This is a genomic window from Halomonas sp. HMF6819 (genome assembly GCF_044335525.1).
In the GTDB taxonomy this organism is placed as follows: domain Bacteria; phylum Pseudomonadota; class Gammaproteobacteria; order Pseudomonadales; family Halomonadaceae; genus Vreelandella.
Map to the genome: position 1 here is coordinate 340,197 of NZ_JBIQVY010000004.1, position 18,339 is coordinate 358,535.

The window sequence follows — 18,339 nt, forward strand, 5'->3', positions numbered from 1 at the left end:
TTAGCCCTGACCGGCCTGAAAGGCGGTGAGCAGCGCGTTGGCATCGAGGACGACGACCGCTTCGCTGGCGCTCTGGTGAATGAGCGCGTCGACGAAGGGCTTGAGCGCCGTGTCCAGCGTCTCTGGCGGCGCTTTCAATGCGCTGAGCGCGACGTCGCAGACATCGTCGAGCTGATCGATGCGCACGCCGGTGCGCAGGCCGGCGGCTTCGACGAGCAGCACTCGCCCGACCCCGTCGCCAGGTGTAAGCCTCAAAAGCGCATGAAGCGCGATGACGGATTCGATATGCCCGCGCAGATGAATGACGCCCTCCACACTGCTGGCCACGCCCGGTACGAAGTAGACCGGCGCCTCGCCGCTTAAAATCTCCCGAACGTGGGCGCCGTCGAACGCGAAGCGCTGCCCGGCCAGGCGAAACAGCACGAGCTGGCGGGTCGGCTCCTCAAGGGCCGTCGGCGAAGCATCTACTCGGTTGTCTTCCAGCGCACGGGAAAGGCTCGCGTGTTCGGCGTCACGGCTCGGTGGTGTCGGCGTGGTCACGATCCGTCTCCTGGCTGATGGCGACCCGGTTGCGCCCCTGGTCCTTGGCCTGGTAAAGCGCGCGGTCGGCGCTGACTCGTAGGGCCTCGGTCGAGGGCTGATCGGGGAAAACGCTGATGCCGGCGCTAAAGGTGCAGCTAAAGCGCGCGCTGCCAGCGTAGAACTCGACCCGTTCGAAATCCTCGCGCAGCGAGTCGATAAGGCGGGCGGCACCTTCGGCAGAGACGTCTCTGAGCAGCACGACGAACTCTTCACCGCCGTAGCGGCCGATGATGTCGGACACCCGCAGGCGAGTCTTGAGCATACGTGCCAGCGTAATGATGACCTGGTCGCCGGCCAGGTGGCCGTAGGTGTCGTTGATCTCCTTGAAATGATCGATGTCGATCATCGCCATGGCGTGCTGGCCGTCGTCACGGTAGGCCTGAACCAGGGTACGGCTGATCAGGTCGGTGGTGGTACTGTGATTGTAAAGACCGGTCATGCTGTCTTGGGTCATCAGCGTGCGCAAATGGCGCAGCCGCTCAGCGCGTAGTCGCACCGCCGAGACCAACTCCTCCGGGATGACCGGTTTGGTGATAAAGCCTTCGGCCCCAGCGGCCATGGCGGTGAACTGCTTTTGGCTGTTGGTTTCGCCGGACAGGTAGATGATCGGCAGTCCCACGTACTCTGGCTGCTGGCGAACGATGAGGGCGAGCTCTTCCCCGGAGCAAACCGGCATGTACATGTCCACCAGCATCAAGTCCGGGTTGAAGCGTTCGAGCGCCTCGAACGCCTGCGCCGGGTGGTGGGCCTGCTGGGTGATCATGCCCGCGCGCTCGAGTAACGCGGCGTGGTAGGCGGCCGCTTCGGGGTCATCGTCCACCACCAGCACGCGCAGCGGCTCATCGTCCGGCGGCGAGGTCAGCCCGTCCAGCACCAGCATCAAATCCAACGGCTTGACCGGTTTGGTGAAGTAGCCGCTGCATCCGGCCCGAGCGGCGCTCAGCCGGGAATCGAAATCGCCAAAGGCGGAAAGGACGATCGCCGGTAGCCGCTCGCCGGTGAGCTTGTTTAGGCTGGTCAGCGTTTCGGTGCCGGCGGTTTTTCCTTGGGGAAAGTGGACATCCATGATGATGGCGTCCGGCCGGCGTGTCAGTACGGCGTTGAAGAAGGCTTGCGGTTCGTCGAAGTAGACGACGTCGTGACCGAAACAGCGCAAGTGATGCACCAGTTGGCTGAGCGAGTCTGGCTCGTCGTCACACAGATAGATCAACCGTCGACGGTACTCGCCCTGACGCGGCGCAGCAATGAAATCGACGACGTTGAACGCGGGGGGCGGCGCTTTGCCGGCTTGGCGCTGCAACTGTGCCCGCTCCTGAGTGAGCCGCATCAGTAACCGCTCGATGGTGCGATCGATCTCTTCGGGCGGCGACGTCGTGAGCATCTCCTCGCCCTGATGGGCGAGGGCGGCGATCCGTTCGAAGCCTAGCGAGCGTCCAGTGCCTTTCAGGCTATGGAAAAAGCGGTGAAGCTCCGGCGCCAGCCGTGCCCGGGTATCGAGGCAGCTTTGGCTCTGCTGCCATTGGGAAAGGGTGTGCTCCAGCCGCGTGGAGAGCTGCTCGATAAAGCGTTGACGCAGCTCGTCGAGCTTGTCGTGCAGCGTCATGGCAGGAGAGGTCATGAGAATACCTGTAACGTTAGCGACCCGCGGCGGGCGGTGACACGGGACTATCCACTCAGGGCCTGATCGACGGCCTCGCCGAGCGTGAACGCCAGATCCGCCCGCTTTTGCAGGCACGCTCTAAGCCCTGGCGTATTGCCTGGCGTGGGGCCCGCATCGTCACCGGTCAGCAAAATGAACGGCAGCGTCACCCCCTGCTCGCAAAGCATCGTGTAAAGCTCCAGGCCGCTCACCAGCGGCATGTTGAGATCGCTGATGATCAAGGCGATGTCCGGTTCGGCCTCTAGCGAGAGCACCGCCTCCATGGCGTTGTGCGCAATGATCGGCACGTGCTGGCGCGAGGCGACAATCGCGGCCGTCAGCTCAGCGGATAAGGCGTCGTCATCGACCACCAGTATACGCATGTTTATCCTCCTGAACGGGAGCCATCAGCCTAACAGGGCCTTTAGGGTATCCACCAGGTGGTTCTGGTCGAAGCTGCCCTTGACGATATAGGCGTCGGCGCCGACGGCCATGCCGCGCTGACGGTCCGCCTCCTTCTCCCGCGAGGTGACGATCACGATCGGCACCTGACGGTAGCGCTCTTGATCGCGCAGCCGGGCCGTTAGTGTGAAGCCATCCATCACCGGCATCTCCACATCCGTGAGTACCGCGTCGAAGGGCTCGGCCAAGGCCTTGTCGAGCCCGTCCTGGCCGTTCTCTGCCAGTATAACGTGGTAGCCCCAGGCTTCGAGTACGTCCTTTTCGATTTCGCGCGTGTTGAGCGAGTCATCGACGATGAGAATGCGAGGCGCGCTCGGGCGTGCAGCGTTCACTACTGGCGCCCGGCCAGCTCCCTTTGTGATGCACGACAACAGGGCGGGCACGTGCAGCAGGCTAACCAGGGCGTTGCCGCCGGCGCTCGCCATGCCCGATACCAGCGGTATCTCACCCAGATGCGCGGGCAGCGGCTTGATGACCATGTCGCGCTCGTCGAGCACCGTATCGATGGTCAGCGCAAGCTTTTGCGTGCCCTGGCAGACGATCATCAAAAGCAGCCGCTCGCCCGGCGGCGTCTCGTCGAGTTCCAGCAGCGTGGCCAGCGACGCCACGGGAATGAATTCGTCGTTGTGCACCAGGGTGCGCTGGCCCGCCGTATCGATCAACTGCTCGAGGCGAACCTCGGTCAGGCTGCTCACGTAAGGCGCGGTCACCCCCAGGGTCTGCCCGCCCACGCGAAAGAGCAACACGCGCACCAGCGCGAGTGAAAACGGCAGACGCAGGGTAAAGGTGCAGCCCAGGCCCTGGCGCTGCTGCAGGCGAAGATCGCCGCTGAGCTCGTCCACCACCGTGCGCCGGACGACGTCCATGCCCACCCCGCGCCCGGACATATCGGTGATCATCGAGCGCGTGGAAAAACCGGGGTTGAAGATCAACTCGAGCAGCTGTTGCTCGCTGGCAAGCGTGAGCTGTTCAGCGCTTGCCAGCCCCTTGGCAAGAGCCTGCTGGCGTACCGCCTCGAGGTCGATGCCTGCGCCGTCGTCGCCAAGTTCGATCACGACGCCGCTGCCGTCCTGCCACGCCTTGAGCGTCACCCGCCCCTGGGGCGGCTTGCCCGCCCGGCGGCGTGCCTCGGGCGATTCCAGCCCGTGGTCGAGGGCATTGCGCAAAAGATGAATCAGCGGCTCGGAGAGGCGGTCGATCATCTGACGGTCGAGCTCGATGTCACTGCCCGACAGCGTGCAAGTCGCTTCTTTGCCAAGCGTTTGCGCAAGTTCGCGGGTCATTCTAGCGAGAGGGTCGAACACCACTGCCAGTGGCAGCATGCGCAGCTTGAGCGCGCGGTCGTGAAGCTCGCTCATTAGACTGTCCTGGCCTTGGGTGCTCTGCTTGAAGGCGCGATGAAATGTCGTTAGCGGGCGCTGATGTTCGGCCGGCAGGGAAGCACCAAGCGTACGGGCGCGCTCCACCAGCGCATGTTGCTCGTGATGGTTCGATAGCACCTCGCCCATCAGGCGAATCAGATCGTCCAGCTGCTCCATGCGCACGCGCACGGTATCGCTCAAGCGAAGCCGGGTGGGTAGCGCCTGAGCGTTAGGTATCGGCTCGGTCGCAGGCATCGAAATGGGCGCGCCGGGGCTGGCGGCGGTAGTTAGTGCCTGATGAAGCGCCGCATCTGGGGTAGGAAGTGATTCCGGCGGGTGTCCCTCGGCCAGCAGGTCGATCTGGGTATCGAGCAGGTCAGCGGCTTGCTCCAGCAGCGCCAGGGCGTCGGCGTCTGGGGCGCGCGTGCCGTCACGCAGCGCACTCAAAAGCTCCTCCAGCGCGTGGGTCAGCGCACTGATGGCCTCTAAGCGGAGCATGCGCGACGATCCCTTCAGCGTATGTACCGCGCGAAACAGCGCGTTGATCTCGCCAGCCTCGGCGCCCTGGGCGAGCGCGGTAATGCCCTCGCGCAGGCGTGGCTGGTGATCGCGCGCCTCTTCGACGAAGCGCTGGATAAAGCGGGTGATGTCAATCGCCACGGCGCGCGCTCCTGACGACCTCGTCGAGATGGGACCTGGCTAAAAAGCACGCGTCGCCCGGCGCCAGCGGCGAGCGAATGTCGGCGAGCCCGCCTCTGGAGGCCGGGCTCGCCGACAGCAGGCGCAGCGTGGCCTCGTAACCACGGCGAGGCTGGCCAGGTGAGTGTGAAAGCTCGCCGGCACGAAAAAGCTCTGCTTGGTAAAAATGCGCCGGCCAACACTGCGGCGCCACGTAGAGCGCGCGCTTGAAGTACGCCTGAGCCTTGGCGGGTTTTTGCTGCCAGCGAGCCACCAGCCCGGCCAGTAGCAGCGCATCGACGTTCCAGGGGTGCTCGTCGAGCAGCGCGTCCAAAAGCACCTGCGCCTGGTCGAAGCGATTGTGATCCAAGTGCGCGTGGGCCTGGTGCAGTTGCTGCGCAAGCGCCACCTCGGGCGTTGCGCTCGGCGCTGGGGGCGACACGTCGGCTTTCGTCGGTGCCCGCGCGCTCGACACGTTATCGCACCTGACAGGCTGCGGCCGCGGCTCGGAAGGTCGTGGGGCCGTCGCGATGGGGGCGATTGGCTGATCGGCGTGGTGAAAATAAAACACGCCGTCGCGTTCATTGAGCGCGAGTACCCCCAGGTCGTTGCCGAGGGTTTCGGCGACGCCGCACAGCAAAATGCCGCCGGGGGTCAGACGCTCGCCGAGTCGGCGCTGGATGACGGCGCGGGTTGGCTCGTCGAAGTAGATGGAGACGTTGCGAAACAGGATGACATCGAAGGTGTCGCTTTCATCGGCATCGAGCACGTTGAGCACGCGAAAATCGATCCACTCCTTGAACGAGGCATCGATCTCGTAGTGGCCGTTCGAGAAAGTGAAATAGCGCGCCTTGAGTGTTTCCGGCAGAGCGCGAAACGCCATGCCCCTGTAGCACCCGCACCGTGCGCGGGTCAGTGCCTGCTGATCGACGTCGCCTGCCGTAATGTGAAAGAGCGTGCGCGCACGATCGCCGAAACGCTCGGTCAGCAACATGGCCAGGCTATAGGGCTCTTCGCCGGAAGAGCAGCCTGCGCTCAAGATCCGCAAGGGAGGTGCCTTGTCGCCGAGGCGCGCCGGTAGGTAGCGCTCGGCCAGCCAGCCAAGCGCCTTGGGTTCGCGGTAGAAGTAGGTCTCGTTGACGGTCAGCCGACTGATGAAATCGTCGAACAGTGCCGAATTCTGACGCAGCCGTTCGACGAGGGCATCAGGCTGCGTCTCGCCAGTGGCGTCTCGGAGGGCTTTGACCGCTTGTACCAATCGCGCCTCGTGTAGGCCCTCGAGGTGAAGGCCGTAACGTTCGTGGACCAGCCGCTTGAACGGTGCGTAGGCGCTCATGAGTGTGATGACCCGCAGTGAAAGCTGCCTTGGGTGGTGGCAATGAGAAGTTCGGGCAACTCGTCGAGCGAGGCCACGCGTTGAACGGCACCGGCGTTGATGGCTTGGCGATTCATGCCGTAGATCACCGAGCTTGCCTCGTCCTGGGCGAGCGTCATGCCGCCCGCCGCGCAGATTGCTCGCATCCCCTGAACGCCATCACTGCCCATACCGGTCAAGATAACACCGATGGCTTTTCTGCCATAGACCGCCGCCGCGCTGGTCAACAGCGCATCGCAGCTCGGGTGATATAGCGCCCCAATGGGACTTTCGACGAGACGAAAGTGGTGATCGAACGTGATCTCGAGATCGCTCTCCGACGGCGCCAGATAGACCGTTGCGGGCGTCAGCACCTCGCCGTGGCTGGCCACCCGCACCGGCAAGCGGCAAAGCGAGTCGAGCCACTGGGCCATCCCTTCGATGAAACCATGGCTCATGTGCTGGGCGATGACCACGGGCAGCGCGAAGTTGCTGGGCAGCCGGCTCAAAAGCCGCGCCAGCGCCTGAGGGCCGCCGGTGGAGCAGGCGATGGTTACCACGTGGGCGAGCGAGCGGTGCGTGGGCGGAGCCGCCAATGTCTGGTAGGTCTTGAGCGCGCGTGGACGCAGGCGAGTGATCACCGCGACCCCGGCCAGCAGCCTGACCCGCTCTAAAAGCGAGGAGCTTTCGGTGTCGTCCAAGGCCGGTTTGGGCATCACCTCGAGCGCGCCGAGAGCGAGTGCCTGGCCTGCGATGGCCGCCTCGAAGCGATCGCTGACCACCAGAATCGGTAGCGCCCGGGTGTGCATGATCTCCTCGATCGCCGCGAGCCCCTCCATGACCGGCATCGAGAGATCCATGGTAATGAGCTGAGGAGCGAGGGTGCGGGCAAGCGCGACGGCTTCATGCCCGTTACGCGCTTCGCCTACGATCTGAATGTCCCCCTCGCGCGTGAGAAGATGGCGAAGCACGTCCCGCGCCACGGGACTATCGTCGGCGATCAAAACGCGTATAACGCTCATGGCGCGGGCCTTGCCATCAGCGCTCGTCCGTAGGCGGCACGTCGAAGGTGAACTCCTTGACCAGCGCATTGAGCTCGGCGGACATCCGAATCATTTCCTGGCTGATCTCGGTGATATGGCGGACTGACTGGGCGTTGCGGGCGCTGGCGGTATCTATGTCGCGCAGGGCGGTCACTACCTGACTGCTGGCGGTTTTCTGCTGCTGGGTAGAGAGCGATATCTGCTGCGCGGCGCTGCTGGTTTGGCTTGCGGCTTTCAGCACGGCCTCCAGGTCCTGGGCGGTCGTAAGGCTGACTTCAACACCTTTCTCGATCGAGGCCGCGCCTTTTTCCGAGGTCACGACCAGGCGGCTGATAGCACGCTGAATCTCCTCGGTATGGTCCTCGATTTCCTGAGTGGAGTCGGTGACACTATCGGCGAGCCGGCGGATTTCGCTGGCCACCACGGAAAAGCGCCGCCCGGATTCGCCAGCGCTCGACGCCTCGAGCGCGGCGTTGAAGGCGATCAGCTTGGTTTGCGCGGCCAAGGTGTTGATCAGCTCCATGACTTTGCTGATCTGCTTGGACTTGGCTCCCAGCGCCATGATGTCGGCAAGGCTTTGCTCGCTGTCGCTGCGGATCGCCTGCATGCGCGACTGTAAATGCTCCATCGCGCCGGAGCCCTTGCGGCTACGCTCGAGCGTCTGGTTGGCCACGTCCACCACCGATTGGGAGTGGTCGGCAATCTGCGTCGAGGACGCGGAGAGTTCCTCCATCGTGGAGGTAATTTCCGCCACTGACGAGGCCATCTCCTCGACGGCGGCGGCCATGGTCTGGTCGGTCTCGAATAGGGGATCGCTGCGGGTCACGCCGGATAGCCCTGCGGTTTGCGCCAGCCGGTCAGCCACGTGATTAAGTGCTAAGGCGTTGTCGGAAACGGCGGTCATGGCGCGGCTTAGGCGCGCCAACAGCTCGTTGGTTTGATCGGCCAAGTCACCGAGCTCGGCACGGTCGTCGGTGGCGACCCGGCGGGTCAGATCAAGGCTCAGCGTGATCTCCTTGAGCTGGCGCTGAAAGCGCGTCAGCGGGCGCAAGAGGCTTACGGTAAGCGGATAGAGCACCACCAGGCCGATCAGCAGAATCAAAAGCCCCCACCCGGTCGAAGCCAGAAAACGTAGTTGCGCGGCCCGTATATATTCGCTTTTGGCCACTTCGATCATCAGGTAGCGACCAAGCTCGGGCACCCAGCGCGTCGCCGTCAGGTAAGGCGTGTCGTCGCGCAGGACTTCGTCGACGTGGGTGCCGCTTCTTGGCAGTACCGTCGGCGCGGAGCCGACGGCCGGGTCGCCCCGTGCGCCGCTATCGCTATTGATCATCAGCTCGCCGGCAGCGTTGAGTAACGCCGCATGGCCGGTGGCGCCAAGTGAAAAATCCTCGATGAGCTGCGCCATCTGGGTGAGGTTCAGTGCCGCGCCGGCCACTACCACCGGGCGGGCGTTGGGCGCCAGCGCTTCGCTGCGAAAGTTTAGAAACACGAAGTCGTCGCCCGGAGTGAACGTGTCGCTGTCCAGATTGAGGTTGTAGGGCGCTTCGCTATCGGTGAACTCGTAATACCAGCGGTCGTCGCTGGTGGGGCCCTGAAGCGGACGCTGTAACAGATCGCCGTCGCGGTACTGAAAGTAATAGGCACCTACCGGCGACTGTACGGCAAAGAAGAGCAGGTCCGCCTCGAGTTGTTCGACCGGGCGCGCAAGATAGCGAGCGATGTTTAGTCGCTCCTCGACCGGCAGCCCGTCGCGTACCCATTGTTCCAGCACGTAGCTATTGGCAATGCCCTCCGATACCGCCAGCGACGGGCTCAAACGCAGCACCAGGCGCGTAGCCAGGGCCTCGACCCGCTCGGGCAGCTCCTCGTTGATCAAACGCTCCAACCGCGCTTGGCTTTGGGCGTGAGCCTGAAGATAGAGCGCCAGCAGTAACGTGAGCGTCAGCACCGCCGCAAAAGAGAGAAACTGTCTCAAACTCAGGGGCAGGGATTTCCAGCGTGCCTTCATCCGGGCGGGACTCCAAAAGGGTCTAGCGGCGAGCGGTGACCAGATAATTAATAACGTGTGATTAGTTCTATAGTACCTCTAAATGCGCTGAGCGTTACAGCTACTGAGCGCGCTTTAATTGGTCAATTTTGTGAATTAATGTGAAATCCCGAAAAAAACATAAGGTCATAACCTGATTCAATAATTGTACAGTACCCGTGTTGAGAGGATGGACGGATTCACAAGCGAACCGGACTTTTAAAGTAAAATATCGCTTATTAAATAGCGTTCGGCAGGATTTATACAGGTGTGGGCAAAGCGTAATTATTTTGACAAAAGTGATACAAGGCAGTAATTTATAGCGGTCAAAATGACATCTTTGCAGAGGAAGCAATCATGTTGTCACTCTCTCACCGGTCGACGTTGAGCGTTCTTCGCTCGGTCGCGGCTCAGCACCACAAGGTAAAGCATACGGACATGCTGCCCTGTGTCGGCACGCCGGAACGCGCCGGTCTGGCCCACGCGGTTGCCCATCTGTTCGGCACCCAAAAGCTGACGCTGGCGGATACCGCGATCACGCTTGATGAGTGGGCCGGCGCCATCGCCGAGCGCGCGGATATCGAGTATTTAAACCTGTTCGATACCTCGCCCAACGCGTTTTGTAACCGCTTGCAGCGCCCATACCGCCACGCGGGTACGGCGCTGGCGCAGGAGGCCCAGTCGCTCAAAGCGTTTTTGGGGCTGTCTGGCTCCAGTGAGCGCACGTTGATCAGTTGGCTCTCACTGCAAACCGTGTCCGGCTTCATGCTCGGCGTGCTGCTGCCCCAAGCGGGCGGCTGGCAAACACGTTCGCTGTTCGAAAGCGCCAGCGCGCTCTGGGAGCTCAATGCCGGTGACGTCGTGGCCACCGACAGCCAGCGCTGGCGCCAGCTCGCTCAGCGCCTGCCGTCGCTGCCCGCCGATATTACCGCGATCGCGACTTCGCCGCTGGACGCCGCCACCTGGCAGGCATTGAAGGAGAAAGGGGTAGCGCATATCGTCGAGCTATACAGCGAGCCGGCGCTGGGTGTGATCGCCGCGCGGCGCTCCCAAACAGAGGCGTTCGAGCTTTTAGCGCACTGGCATCCGACCGAAAGTGACGACTACCTTCTGTGCCTGTCCAAAGGCAGCGCGCCGCGGGAAGTCAGACTTGAAGAGCCGGTCGCCTGGACCGGCGCCCGCAACTTCAAGGCGATCGAGTCAGAGCCGCTCACCCACCAGACACTTTCCCGTTGGGTAAGCCGGTCGGCGATTTCGAGGCCGCTTCAGGACGCGACGGCCGCGTAAGCGATTTCGCTTAAGTTAAATGATCGCGTGGGGCACGAAGCAGGACGAATCCTTGGTAATGCGCCCCACGTCTTCGCGAATGCCCATACCGCAGGCGCGATCGCCCACCACCCAGCTGCCCACCAGCGCGTGAAACTGCCCGAAACGCGGCATCGGGTGGTAAGCCTGTCGAATCCAGGGGCTGTCCACGTAAGGCCCCGCCACGTCTTCGAACTCCCCGTCGTTGGTCTTGAGCTGAACGTTACTCCCCTCGCGGGAGAAAAACGGCTTGCGCACCCAGCCAGGCGTTAGCGCTTTCTCGTCCGGTTTTTCGAAGTAGGCGGGCAGCAGATTGGGATGATCCGGATACTCTTCCCATAAAAGCGGCAAAATCCCCTTGTTGGAGAGCACCGCCTTCCAGGGCGGCTCGAACCAATGGGTGGAAAGCTCGGGGATGAGTTTGCCGAATTCCTCCTGGGCCAGCTCCTCCCAGGGGTAGAGCTTGAACAGCGCCTTGATCGGCGCCTCACTCAGATCCACGAAGTAGTCGCAGCCGGGCTGAACGCCAATATCCTCGGTATGAATGAACGGTGCCTCGAGGCCCGCCTGCACGGCGATATCCTGCAGGTAGTGAACCGTGGCGCGCTCCTCGACGTTGTCCTTGATGCAGGAGAAGTGGAGCGTGTTATCACTCAGGCGTTGGCCGATATGCGCCAGCGCCCCTAAAAGTTTCTCCTGAATCGAGTTGAACTGATCCGCGTGGCGCGGGATCAGCCCCTGCTCGATCGCCTGCTCGAGCCATACCCACTGGAAGATGCCGGCTTCATAAAGCGAGGTGGGTGTGTCGTAGTTGAGCTCCAACAGCTTGGCCGGGCCGTCCCCCGAGTAGGCGAAATCCATGCGCCCGTAAAGATGAGGTTGGCCCGCGCGCCAGGAGTCGAAAATGGCGTCCCACATGAACTCCGGAATGCTCAAACGCTGCATCAGGGCGTTGGAGTGACACACCTTGTCCACCAGCGCCATGCACATCTCGTGAAGCTCTTCAGTCGGGGCCTCGATGTCGCGCTCTACCTGTTCGAGAGTGAACTGGTAGTAAGCACTCTCTTTCCAGTAGGGTTCGCCGTCGATGGTATGAAAATGAAACCCCAGCTCTTGGGCCAGGGCTTTCCACTGCGCGCGCTCCTTGATCTCGACTCTGAGCATGAAGGTCAGGAACCCCAACCGCCGCGGGCGGAGGAGCGCGAGCCGAAGCCGCTGCGCTGGGTCGCTTGGCGGTTTTGCATCGCCGAGGTGCGCATGGTTTGCTGGCGCTGATTGACGCGCTGGCTGGCCTGGTTGGTGGCTGCGTTCCAGTTGCCCTGGTTTTGCCGGTTGCGATAGACAGGCTCCTGATAAAGCCCTTGGCTCGTCGCGCCACGGCTGGTGCGGGACATCATGTTGCCCACCATGTAGCCCATCAGCGCCGGCATGAACCAGCCGCCGCCACCGCCGCCGGTCGCGGCCTGGGCCTGCTCCTCGGTCGGCGCCACGCAGGCACCTTCGCCGTGTTCGGCTTCGCAGGCCTCGAGCGAGTCAAAGCGCGGGACTTCCTTGATCGAGGCTTCGTAAGACTCCTCGCAGGCGCTTTGGGTATAGACGTTCGCCTCGACGCACTCCTCGACACTCTGGTAGCTGCGCGGGCTGTCGAAACGGACGTCGGTCACTTCCTCGGGCTGGCCACAGCCGGTCAGCGTGAAGGCGCCGGCGCCCATCAGTGCCAAAGAGAGCCGCGCGCTGCGCTTGCGCGAGGGCAGGTGATTGTCGTGCTGGTTCATGAAAGACTCCTTACCACGTCATCGAGGCGGCGTTGAGTAAACCGACCGCAATGCAAATACTGCCGACCAGAATCCCGTAGGCCATGTGGCCTTCGTTGATATGGGTCGAAAGGCTTTCGCCCTGATTCTGAAGAACGACTTTCAAGCCGAAGAACGTCGCCAGCTGTACGCCGAAGGCGATCACACCCCACAGCAAAAAGTCGATGAAGTTGATCGAGTTCGCCATGGCGCTATAAAGCGGCAGGGTAAAGCCGATGATCGAGCCCGCGTAGGCGGTAGCGGCCGCTGCGTTACCCTGACGAATCAGCGCCCACTCCTTGTGCGGTGTGATGCGGCTGTAGCAGTACATAAACGCGCCCAAAAGAATCAGCGCGCCGATTAGATAGCCGAGAAAGTGGGGCAGGCCTTGCAAATAGTTCATGGTCGAGTCTTCCGTGTTGACGAATGAGGTCTGACAGCATAAGACGCCGGGGGTCAAATAGCATCAATGTCTATCGAGGCGACGTCAACGCCCAGATTCTCTACCAGCATGAAGCCACCTTCGCCATCGTCCTCGGCGCTCAAAAGCACGTACTCCATGCGCTCGGCGCCTTCGATGGAGCGCTCGTACAGCATGGCGTGGTGCACCACTTGCCTTGTCATGACGCTTTCCTGAGTCATGACCTGCTCCTCGAACTGCACCGGCGGCGACCACTCGCTTTCCGGCTCGCCCCATACGCGGTCGAAGACGCGCTCGCCTTCGTCTGCGGTCGAGGCCACGGTAAGGCGCTTGACGCCGAGCGTGCTCGTCTGGCCCTCATCCGGGTTCAAGAGCGCGTCGAACTCGTCGTTTGAGAGATGGCTCACCCGGTAGAAGTCGAACACCTTGTACTCGATGACCTGCTTGCCCTCGACGTTGGCCTGAAGCCAGGTATCGTTTTCCAGATAAAAGCGCACCAGGTGCGCGCCCTGGCCCAGCTCCACGTGGCCCACGGCGGCGATGTGGTAATCACGCTCGCTTTTCCACTGAAACAGCGTATCCGGGTAGGCGGCGAGCTCGTTGAGCTTCAGCCGCACCCGCCCATCCAGACGCAGCCCGGCGAAGTCGCTCGACGACATGCCGATGGGAAGGCCAGCGGTGAAATCCGATGACGGCGCTTGCGCTTCAAAACGCTCGCGTTGCCCGCCAAGCAGCGCTTTCAGAGTTTTCAGCATTCGGCTCTCCAAGGGATCGGTCGACGCTCGGCGACGGCCTGGCGGCCATCGCCGTGGGCGTTACGGGTTAAAAGGGCTCACTCGGTGGGCGTCTTTTTTGCCCGAATGCGGGCCAATACGTCGTCCGCGCGGCGCTCGTTGGCACCGATACCTGCGGCCTTTAGGCGGCTTTCGAGTTCGCTTCCGCTCTCTTCGGCGCTGAGCTGCTCGGCGGCCTTCATCTGGGCGCTATCCAGCGCCTGGCGCTCGCGGATACGCTCGAGCGACTCCATCGCGCTACCCATGGCGCTGTTTTGGCCGGAGTGGCGAGCGGCCACGGCGGACTGGGCGCGCTGGGCGGACTCCGTCGCCTTGACCACGCTGACCTGCTGCTTGAGCTGGCGCAGCTGGTTTTCGGTGTTGCGAATGGTGTTGCGCAAACTCTCGATGCTGGTATCGAACTCGCCCACGATCTGCTGCTCGGCCTCGAGCGCCTCGGTCAGGGCAACGATGCGCTCGGCTACCTCGACGGCGAGCTGCTCTTCGCCGCGATCCAACGCCGCTTCGGCGCTGTGCTCGAGCTCATCGATCTTCTTTTCGAGGGTGGCGGCCTTGTCGCTATTGATCTGGCGCTGGCCCATCAGGCGGGCAAGCTCGGTTTTCGAAGCTTTCAGGTTCTGCTCGGCGTCGCGAATCTCTTGGTCGAGGATACGCAGGGCCTGGGAGTCGACGACGGCCTGGCCGGTTTCATTGGCCTTGCCGCGCAGCGCGGTCATGATCTTGTTGAGCATAAAAATTCCTCGGGGTTAACGCGGCGAATGGGAAAAATCGGACTGGATAAGGCGCGCCACTTCCATCGCCGCGCTCGCCGTGGCGTGAAGCTCAGCACAGATGGAGGCGAGTCGCGAGTCGCCGAAAAGCTGGCCGTAAGCCACGTAGTAGTCGCGCCCATCCAGGGTGACGATCCCGACGGAGGCCAGCGGCAGCATTACGCCTTGGCGCAGCAGCTCTTCGTTTAGCGCGGTCTGGTCCGGCACGCTGTCGACCGGCGTAATGGTGGTCATCGCCACCCACTCGTCGTCGCTTTTGGAAAGCGTGAGCGTCAGGTTGCCGTAGTCGTGCAGCGCAAAAATGAGGGTGTCGTTGTCCTCGTCGAGCTCCATATCGGCTCTGGGCCACTCGAGGGAGCCGTCGTGGGCGGCGCTGGCCACGATGCGCTCGTGAAGTTCGGCCGCGGAGGCGGCGGGTGTGTCGGTAAGCGTCGTCACAAGTGATACTCCCTGATAAAAAAGCGTCCATGAATAAAAGCGAAGATCGAAAGACAAGGATAGACCCTGACACTCCGATACGGCGCGGGACAAATGAATTAACCTGAAACGTGTCTTTCTAAGACCCGGCACGCCCGTGCGAGTTCTCGCACCCACCGCTTTCGAGGAACGTTCATGACTCATGATACAGCGCACACCGGTGTTTGGCAGATGCCGCTCGATGACTTTCGCGATGCCCTGGCCCTAAAACCCATGCCGGGCTGCGGCGCCGCGGCCGCCGTCAGCGCATGCGTTGGCCTGGCCCTGATACTCAAGGGGCTACACCTTGGCCAGCAGCACGCGCAAAGCGATGACCGTCAGGCGTTGATCGATGAGGGGGAGGCGTTAAAACAGGCGCTGTCGCCGCTGGCCGACGAGGACGTGGCCGCGTTCGAGGCGATGATGGCCGCGCTACAGCGGCCCAAACGCTCATTTGATGAGAAAGCCGCCCGGCGCGAGGCCATCCACGCGGCGGCCAGCCGGGCCGTTCAGGTGCCGCTGGATACCGCTCGGCGCTGCCTGGATGCGCTCACGCTTGGCCAACAAGCGCTTTCGCACATCGAGTCGCAGTTTGAAAGCGACGCCACCGCCGGCGCCTATCTGCTTCACGCCGCGGTTCAAAGCGTGCTGCTCAACGTCGACGCCAATCTCGACGCGCTGGGCGACGAGCAGGCCAAAGGCAGCGCGCGCGCGGCGCAAGAAGCGATTCGCGAGCAATCCCGGACGCTGATACAGGCGTTCGAGGCGCGCTCATCATGACCGGTAGGTGTCCTCGAAGCGCTGGCGCAGCTGGTTTTTCTGCACCTTGCCCATGGTGTTGCGCGGAAGCTCATCGACAAAAAACACCCGCTTGGGCTGCTTGTATTTGGCCAGCCGCCCTTGAAGGTGCTCGAGAATCGCTTGCTCGTTGGCCTCGGCGGCGGGCTTGAGCACGACCACGGCGGTCACGCCTTCGCCGAAATCCGGGTGGGGCAGGCCGATCACCGCGGATTCGTCGACCGCATCGAGCTCGTCGATCAACTGCTCGACCTCCTTGGGGTAGACGTTGTAGCCCCCGGAGATCACCAAATCCTTGTCGCGCCCGACGATATGCACGTAGCCCTGGGTGTCGCGCAGGGCCAGGTCGCCGGTGATGAAAAAGCCGTCGTCCAGTAGCTCCTCGCGGGTTTTTTCCGGCATGCGCCAGTAGCCGATGAACACGTTGGGCCCGCGCACCTGCAGAATGCCGATATCGCCGTCCTCGACATCACGGCCAGACTCGCGGTCGATGATACGGATCTCGACCCCGTCCAGCGGCATACCGACCGTGCCCGCTCGCCGCTCGCCTTCATAGGGGTTGGAGAGGTTCATGTTGGTTTCGGTCATGCCGTAGCGCTCGAGAATCGCCTGGCCGGTTTTCTCCTCGAAGGCCTGGTGGGTTTCCGCCGTGAGCGGCGCCGAGCCCGAAACGAACAGGCGCATGTGGGCCGTCGCCTCCGGGGTCAGGCGCGTATCCTGAACCAGCCGGGTGTAAAAGGTGGGAACGCCCATCATCACGGTGCCCTGCGGTAGCTCCTCGAAAATCACGTCGGCGTCGAATTTGGGCAAAAAGAGCATGCGCGCGCCGGCCATCAGCACCACATTGCAGGCGACGAACAGGCCGTGGGTATGAAAGATGGGCAGCGCGTGAATCAGCCGGTCCTCGGCGCTAAAGTGCCACGCCTTGGCCAGCGTTCTGGCGTTGGAGGCCAGGTTTTGATGGGTCAGCATGGCGCCCTTGGAGCGCCCGGTGGTGCCGGAGGTATAGAGAATGGCGGCCAGATCCCGGGAAGAGAGCTCGGCGATCTCCTCCTGCGGCGTTGCCTTGATGGCTTTTTCCCACAGCGTGCCGTCGGCACTTTGCCCCAGGGTCTCCACCGCGGGGCAGCCGGTTTTCTCGGCGATCTCGCGCGCCTGCTCCAGCGAGGCCGGGGCGCAGACGAATAGCGCAGGCTCGGCGTCGCTCAGGAAATAGTCGATTTCATCGCCGGTGTAGCCGGTATTGAGCGGCAGGTAGACGCCGCCGATACGCAGGCAGGCAAGATACAGCAGAATCGCCTCGGGGCTTTTCTCGACCTGCACGGCCACGCGGTCGCCTTTCTTGACGCCCAGGGCGACGAGCGCACCGGCCAGGTGCGCGCTTTTATCATGCGCGTCACGGTAGGTGTAGCGCCGGCCTTCGCGGGTAGTGATGAACTCGGCCTCGGCACGCGCGCTCATCGTCGCGGCAAAGGTGTCGAACAGGTTGTGGTTCATTTGGAAATCTCTCCCTTGGCCAGTGTTTTTCGCGCCCGGCGGGCCAGATCGCGGACCTCGCTGGTGCAGGCCACGGCCTTTTTAGCGGTGTAGTTTTCGTGATTGCGCTCGATGTCGTCCAGCACGTAGAGGTAGTTGACCATGAGCCCCGCCGCCTGCTGAACGCCCTTGGTCGAGGTGTCGCCCAGCCAGTTGATGCGGTGAAGCTCGGCACCGTTGCCCAGATGAAAGCGCGCCACCGGGTTGAGCGGCAGCCCGCCTGGATGTTTGACATCGACCAGGTAGTGGGCCGCCAGCGGCTTGATCACCTCTTTCAAGCGCTCCTCGCGCTCGCTGTCCGCCGGCCAGCCCGGGGTGTCGAGCGTCTTGAGCGCCGCTTGGACCTCTTCTGACCACAGCGGGCTTTGACGTTGCTCTGAAAGCCACTGGGTAAAGCCCGGCACCGGCGAGAGCGTGACGAAGTACTTGAGCGGGGGCAGCTCCTGTTTGAGCTCCTGCACGACCTGCTTGATCAAAAAGTTGCCAAACGAGATGCCGCGGAGCCCGGTCTGGCAGTTGCTGATGCCGAAAAAAGCAGCGGTATCGGCGTTGTCGGGCTCCTTCAGGCCGCTCTCCTCACCCTTGAGAATCGGCTGGATGCGGTTGGGCAGGCCCTTGTGTAGCGCCACCTCGACGAAGATTAGCGGTTCGTCGCCGATCGCCGGATGAAAGAAGGCGAAGCAGCGCCGGTCGCGCGCATCGAGACGGCGGCGCAGATCGTTCCAGTCCTGAATCTCGTGCACCGCTTCGTAGCGAATAATCTTCTCGAGGATCGAGGCCGGCGTGTTCCAGTCGATGCGCTTGAGCATCAAAAAGCCGCGGTTGAACCAGGAGCCGAACAGGTGGGCGAAGTCCTCGTCGATGGGCGCAAGCGCTGGCTGTTCGCGCAAAAGCCCGAGCAGGTCCTCGCGCATCTTGACCAGCTCGAAAGTGCCGTCGCTTGCCAGGTTCAAACGCCGAAAAAGCTCCTGACGCCGGGGCTCGCAGGCCTCGAACAGCGCCTGAAGCGTGAGGTTGTCGCGCTCTTTCGAGTACGCCGCGTAGGCGGTGTCGATCTGCGCCGGGTCGGCGGCGAAATCCGCGGCCAGGCGCTCGAAGAAAGCGGTTTTCTCGTTGGCAGCGAGGCGCTGGTAGAGCGCCAGCGCTCTGCTTGCCAGCGCAATACTCGACGCCTCGCCGTCGCTTGCCATCAAGGCGTTACATGCCTTGATCAGCTGGTGATGATCCGGCGTCGCCGCTTCCGGCTGCTTGCGCCGCAACAGCGCGTCACGCTGGGTGATGTTGTTGAAAAGCTCCTGCAGAAACGTCATGTTCACGA

17 protein-coding genes are annotated in these 18,339 nt (G+C 62.7%); 2 read left to right on the forward strand and 15 right to left on the reverse strand.

Features of this window, described 5'->3' with window-relative positions:
• Genes ACGLWX_RS13895 through ACGLWX_RS13925 form a run of 7 tightly spaced genes read right to left on the reverse strand, consistent with a single transcriptional unit; the run spans window position 1 to window position 9,130 of the window.
• Window positions 1-540 (reverse strand): chemotaxis protein CheW, encoded by a 540-nt coding sequence (locus tag ACGLWX_RS13895; protein WP_396240519.1) that lies wholly within the window; start codon window positions 538-540, stop codon window positions 1-3.
• Window positions 512-2,200 carry a diguanylate cyclase gene (locus tag ACGLWX_RS13900; RefSeq protein WP_396240521.1) on the reverse strand — a complete coding sequence of 563 codons (1,689 nt, stop codon included), beginning with the start codon at window positions 2,198-2,200 and terminating at the stop codon, window positions 512-514. The genes ACGLWX_RS13895 and ACGLWX_RS13900 overlap by 29 nt, the downstream gene beginning before the upstream one ends.
• A 47-nt stretch (window positions 2,201-2,247) precedes the next feature.
• The gene (locus ACGLWX_RS13905; protein WP_396240523.1) at window positions 2,248-2,604 is read right to left on the reverse strand and encodes a response regulator; all 357 of its coding nucleotides are present in this window, start codon (window positions 2,602-2,604) and stop codon (window positions 2,248-2,250) included.
• Window positions 2,605-2,628: 24 nt separating this feature from the next.
• Window positions 2,629-4,704, reverse strand: coding sequence for a response regulator (locus ACGLWX_RS13910; RefSeq protein ID WP_396240525.1), 2,076 nt, complete (start codon window positions 4,702-4,704; stop codon window positions 2,629-2,631).
• A complete protein-coding gene (locus ACGLWX_RS13915) occupies window positions 4,694-6,058 on the reverse strand; it encodes a CheR family methyltransferase (protein ID WP_396240527.1) in 1,365 nt (454 codons plus the stop codon). The genes ACGLWX_RS13910 and ACGLWX_RS13915 overlap by 11 nt, the downstream gene beginning before the upstream one ends.
• Window positions 6,055-7,098: a chemotaxis-specific protein-glutamate methyltransferase CheB gene (cheB, locus tag ACGLWX_RS13920; protein ID WP_396240529.1), complete on the reverse strand. Its 1,044-nt coding sequence runs from the start codon at window positions 7,096-7,098 to the stop codon at window positions 6,055-6,057. Before cheB ends, ACGLWX_RS13915 begins: the two co-directional genes overlap by 4 nt.
• A gap of 16 nt (window positions 7,099-7,114) precedes the next feature.
• Window positions 7,115-9,130 (reverse strand): methyl-accepting chemotaxis protein, encoded by a 2,016-nt coding sequence (locus ACGLWX_RS13925; protein WP_396240531.1) that lies wholly within the window; start codon window positions 9,128-9,130, stop codon window positions 7,115-7,117.
• A 375-nt stretch (window positions 9,131-9,505) separates the two neighbouring features.
• On the opposite strand from ACGLWX_RS13925, the gene ACGLWX_RS13930 reads away from it, so the two are divergent.
• Entirely contained in the window at window positions 9,506-10,435 is a 930-nt protein-coding gene (locus tag ACGLWX_RS13930) for a hypothetical protein (protein ID WP_396240533.1), read from the forward strand.
• Between the two features lie 15 nt (window positions 10,436-10,450).
• On the opposite strand, the gene ACGLWX_RS13935 is transcribed toward ACGLWX_RS13930, so the two are convergent.
• The 6 genes from ACGLWX_RS13935 to ACGLWX_RS13960 form a co-directional block, all read right to left on the reverse strand.
• Entirely contained in the window at window positions 10,451-11,617 is a 1,167-nt protein-coding gene (locus ACGLWX_RS13935; protein WP_396240535.1) for a glutathionylspermidine synthase family protein, read from the reverse strand.
• Window positions 11,618-11,622: 5 nt separating this feature from the next.
• Entirely contained in the window at window positions 11,623-12,228 is a 606-nt protein-coding gene (locus tag ACGLWX_RS13940) for a DUF1190 domain-containing protein (RefSeq protein ID WP_396240536.1), read from the reverse strand.
• Between the two features lie 10 nt (window positions 12,229-12,238).
• The gene (locus ACGLWX_RS13945; protein WP_252106107.1) at window positions 12,239-12,649 is read right to left on the reverse strand and encodes a DUF350 domain-containing protein; all 411 of its coding nucleotides are present in this window, start codon (window positions 12,647-12,649) and stop codon (window positions 12,239-12,241) included.
• 53 nt (window positions 12,650-12,702) lie between these two features.
• Window positions 12,703-13,422: a DUF2491 family protein gene (locus tag ACGLWX_RS13950; protein ID WP_396240538.1), complete on the reverse strand. Its 720-nt coding sequence runs from the start codon at window positions 13,420-13,422 to the stop codon at window positions 12,703-12,705.
• 77 nt (window positions 13,423-13,499) lie between these two features.
• The gene (locus tag ACGLWX_RS13955) at window positions 13,500-14,192 is read right to left on the reverse strand and encodes a PspA/IM30 family protein (RefSeq protein ID WP_252106109.1); all 693 of its coding nucleotides are present in this window, start codon (window positions 14,190-14,192) and stop codon (window positions 13,500-13,502) included.
• 15 nt (window positions 14,193-14,207) lie between these two features.
• A complete protein-coding gene (locus ACGLWX_RS13960; protein WP_252106110.1) occupies window positions 14,208-14,669 on the reverse strand; it encodes a DUF2170 family protein in 462 nt (153 codons plus the stop codon).
• Window positions 14,670-14,843: 174 nt separating this feature from the next.
• Between ACGLWX_RS13960 and ACGLWX_RS13965 the strand changes: the two genes are divergently transcribed.
• On the forward strand, window positions 14,844-15,467 hold the full coding sequence (locus tag ACGLWX_RS13965) for a cyclodeaminase/cyclohydrolase family protein (protein WP_396240539.1): 624 nt from the start codon (window positions 14,844-14,846) through the stop codon (window positions 15,465-15,467).
• Here the strand turns inward: ACGLWX_RS13965 and ACGLWX_RS13970 are convergent.
• Both ACGLWX_RS13970 and ACGLWX_RS13975 read right to left on the reverse strand, forming a co-directional pair.
• A complete protein-coding gene (locus ACGLWX_RS13970; protein ID WP_396240541.1) occupies window positions 15,462-16,982 on the reverse strand; it encodes a malonyl-CoA synthase in 1,521 nt (506 codons plus the stop codon). The two genes, ACGLWX_RS13965 and ACGLWX_RS13970, sit on opposite strands and share 6 nt — an antisense overlap.
• Complete coding sequence (locus ACGLWX_RS13975) at window positions 16,979-18,337, reverse strand: malonyl-CoA decarboxylase (RefSeq protein ID WP_396240543.1); 1,359 nt, start codon at window positions 18,335-18,337, stop codon at window positions 16,979-16,981. Before ACGLWX_RS13975 ends, ACGLWX_RS13970 begins: the two co-directional genes overlap by 4 nt.
• Between the last annotated feature and the right edge of the window lie 2 nt (window positions 18,338-18,339).

What these genes read in the sequence shown, in the direction of transcription:
- ACGLWX_RS13970 (WP_396240541.1), bottom strand. Translation starts at nt 16,982, where the DNA reads ATGAACCACAACCTGTTCGACACCTTTGCCGCGACGATGAGCGCGCGT.
- ACGLWX_RS13965 (WP_396240539.1), top strand. Translation starts at nt 14,844, where the DNA reads ATGACTCATGATACAGCGCACACCGGTGTTTGGCAGATGCCGCTCGAT.
- ACGLWX_RS13945 (WP_252106107.1), bottom strand. Translation starts at nt 12,649, where the DNA reads ATGAACTATTTGCAAGGCCTGCCCCACTTTCTCGGCTATCTAATCGGC.
- ACGLWX_RS13950 (WP_396240538.1), bottom strand. Translation starts at nt 13,422, where the DNA reads ATGCTGAAAACTCTGAAAGCGCTGCTTGGCGGGCAACGCGAGCGTTTT.
- ACGLWX_RS13935 (WP_396240535.1), bottom strand. Translation starts at nt 11,617, where the DNA reads ATGCTCAGAGTCGAGATCAAGGAGCGCGCGCAGTGGAAAGCCCTGGCC.
- ACGLWX_RS13915 (WP_396240527.1), bottom strand. Translation starts at nt 6,058, where the DNA reads ATGAGCGCCTACGCACCGTTCAAGCGGCTGGTCCACGAACGTTACGGC.
- cheB (WP_396240529.1), bottom strand. Translation starts at nt 7,098, where the DNA reads ATGAGCGTTATACGCGTTTTGATCGCCGACGATAGTCCCGTGGCGCGG.
- ACGLWX_RS13940 (WP_396240536.1), bottom strand. Translation starts at nt 12,228, where the DNA reads ATGAACCAGCACGACAATCACCTGCCCTCGCGCAAGCGCAGCGCGCGG.
- ACGLWX_RS13955 (WP_252106109.1), bottom strand. Translation starts at nt 14,192, where the DNA reads ATGCTCAACAAGATCATGACCGCGCTGCGCGGCAAGGCCAATGAAACC.
- ACGLWX_RS13925 (WP_396240531.1), bottom strand. Translation starts at nt 9,130, where the DNA reads ATGAAGGCACGCTGGAAATCCCTGCCCCTGAGTTTGAGACAGTTTCTC.
- ACGLWX_RS13930 (WP_396240533.1), top strand. Translation starts at nt 9,506, where the DNA reads ATGTTGTCACTCTCTCACCGGTCGACGTTGAGCGTTCTTCGCTCGGTC.
- ACGLWX_RS13900 (WP_396240521.1), bottom strand. Translation starts at nt 2,200, where the DNA reads ATGACCTCTCCTGCCATGACGCTGCACGACAAGCTCGACGAGCTGCGT.
- ACGLWX_RS13905 (WP_396240523.1), bottom strand. Translation starts at nt 2,604, where the DNA reads ATGCGTATACTGGTGGTCGATGACGACGCCTTATCCGCTGAGCTGACG.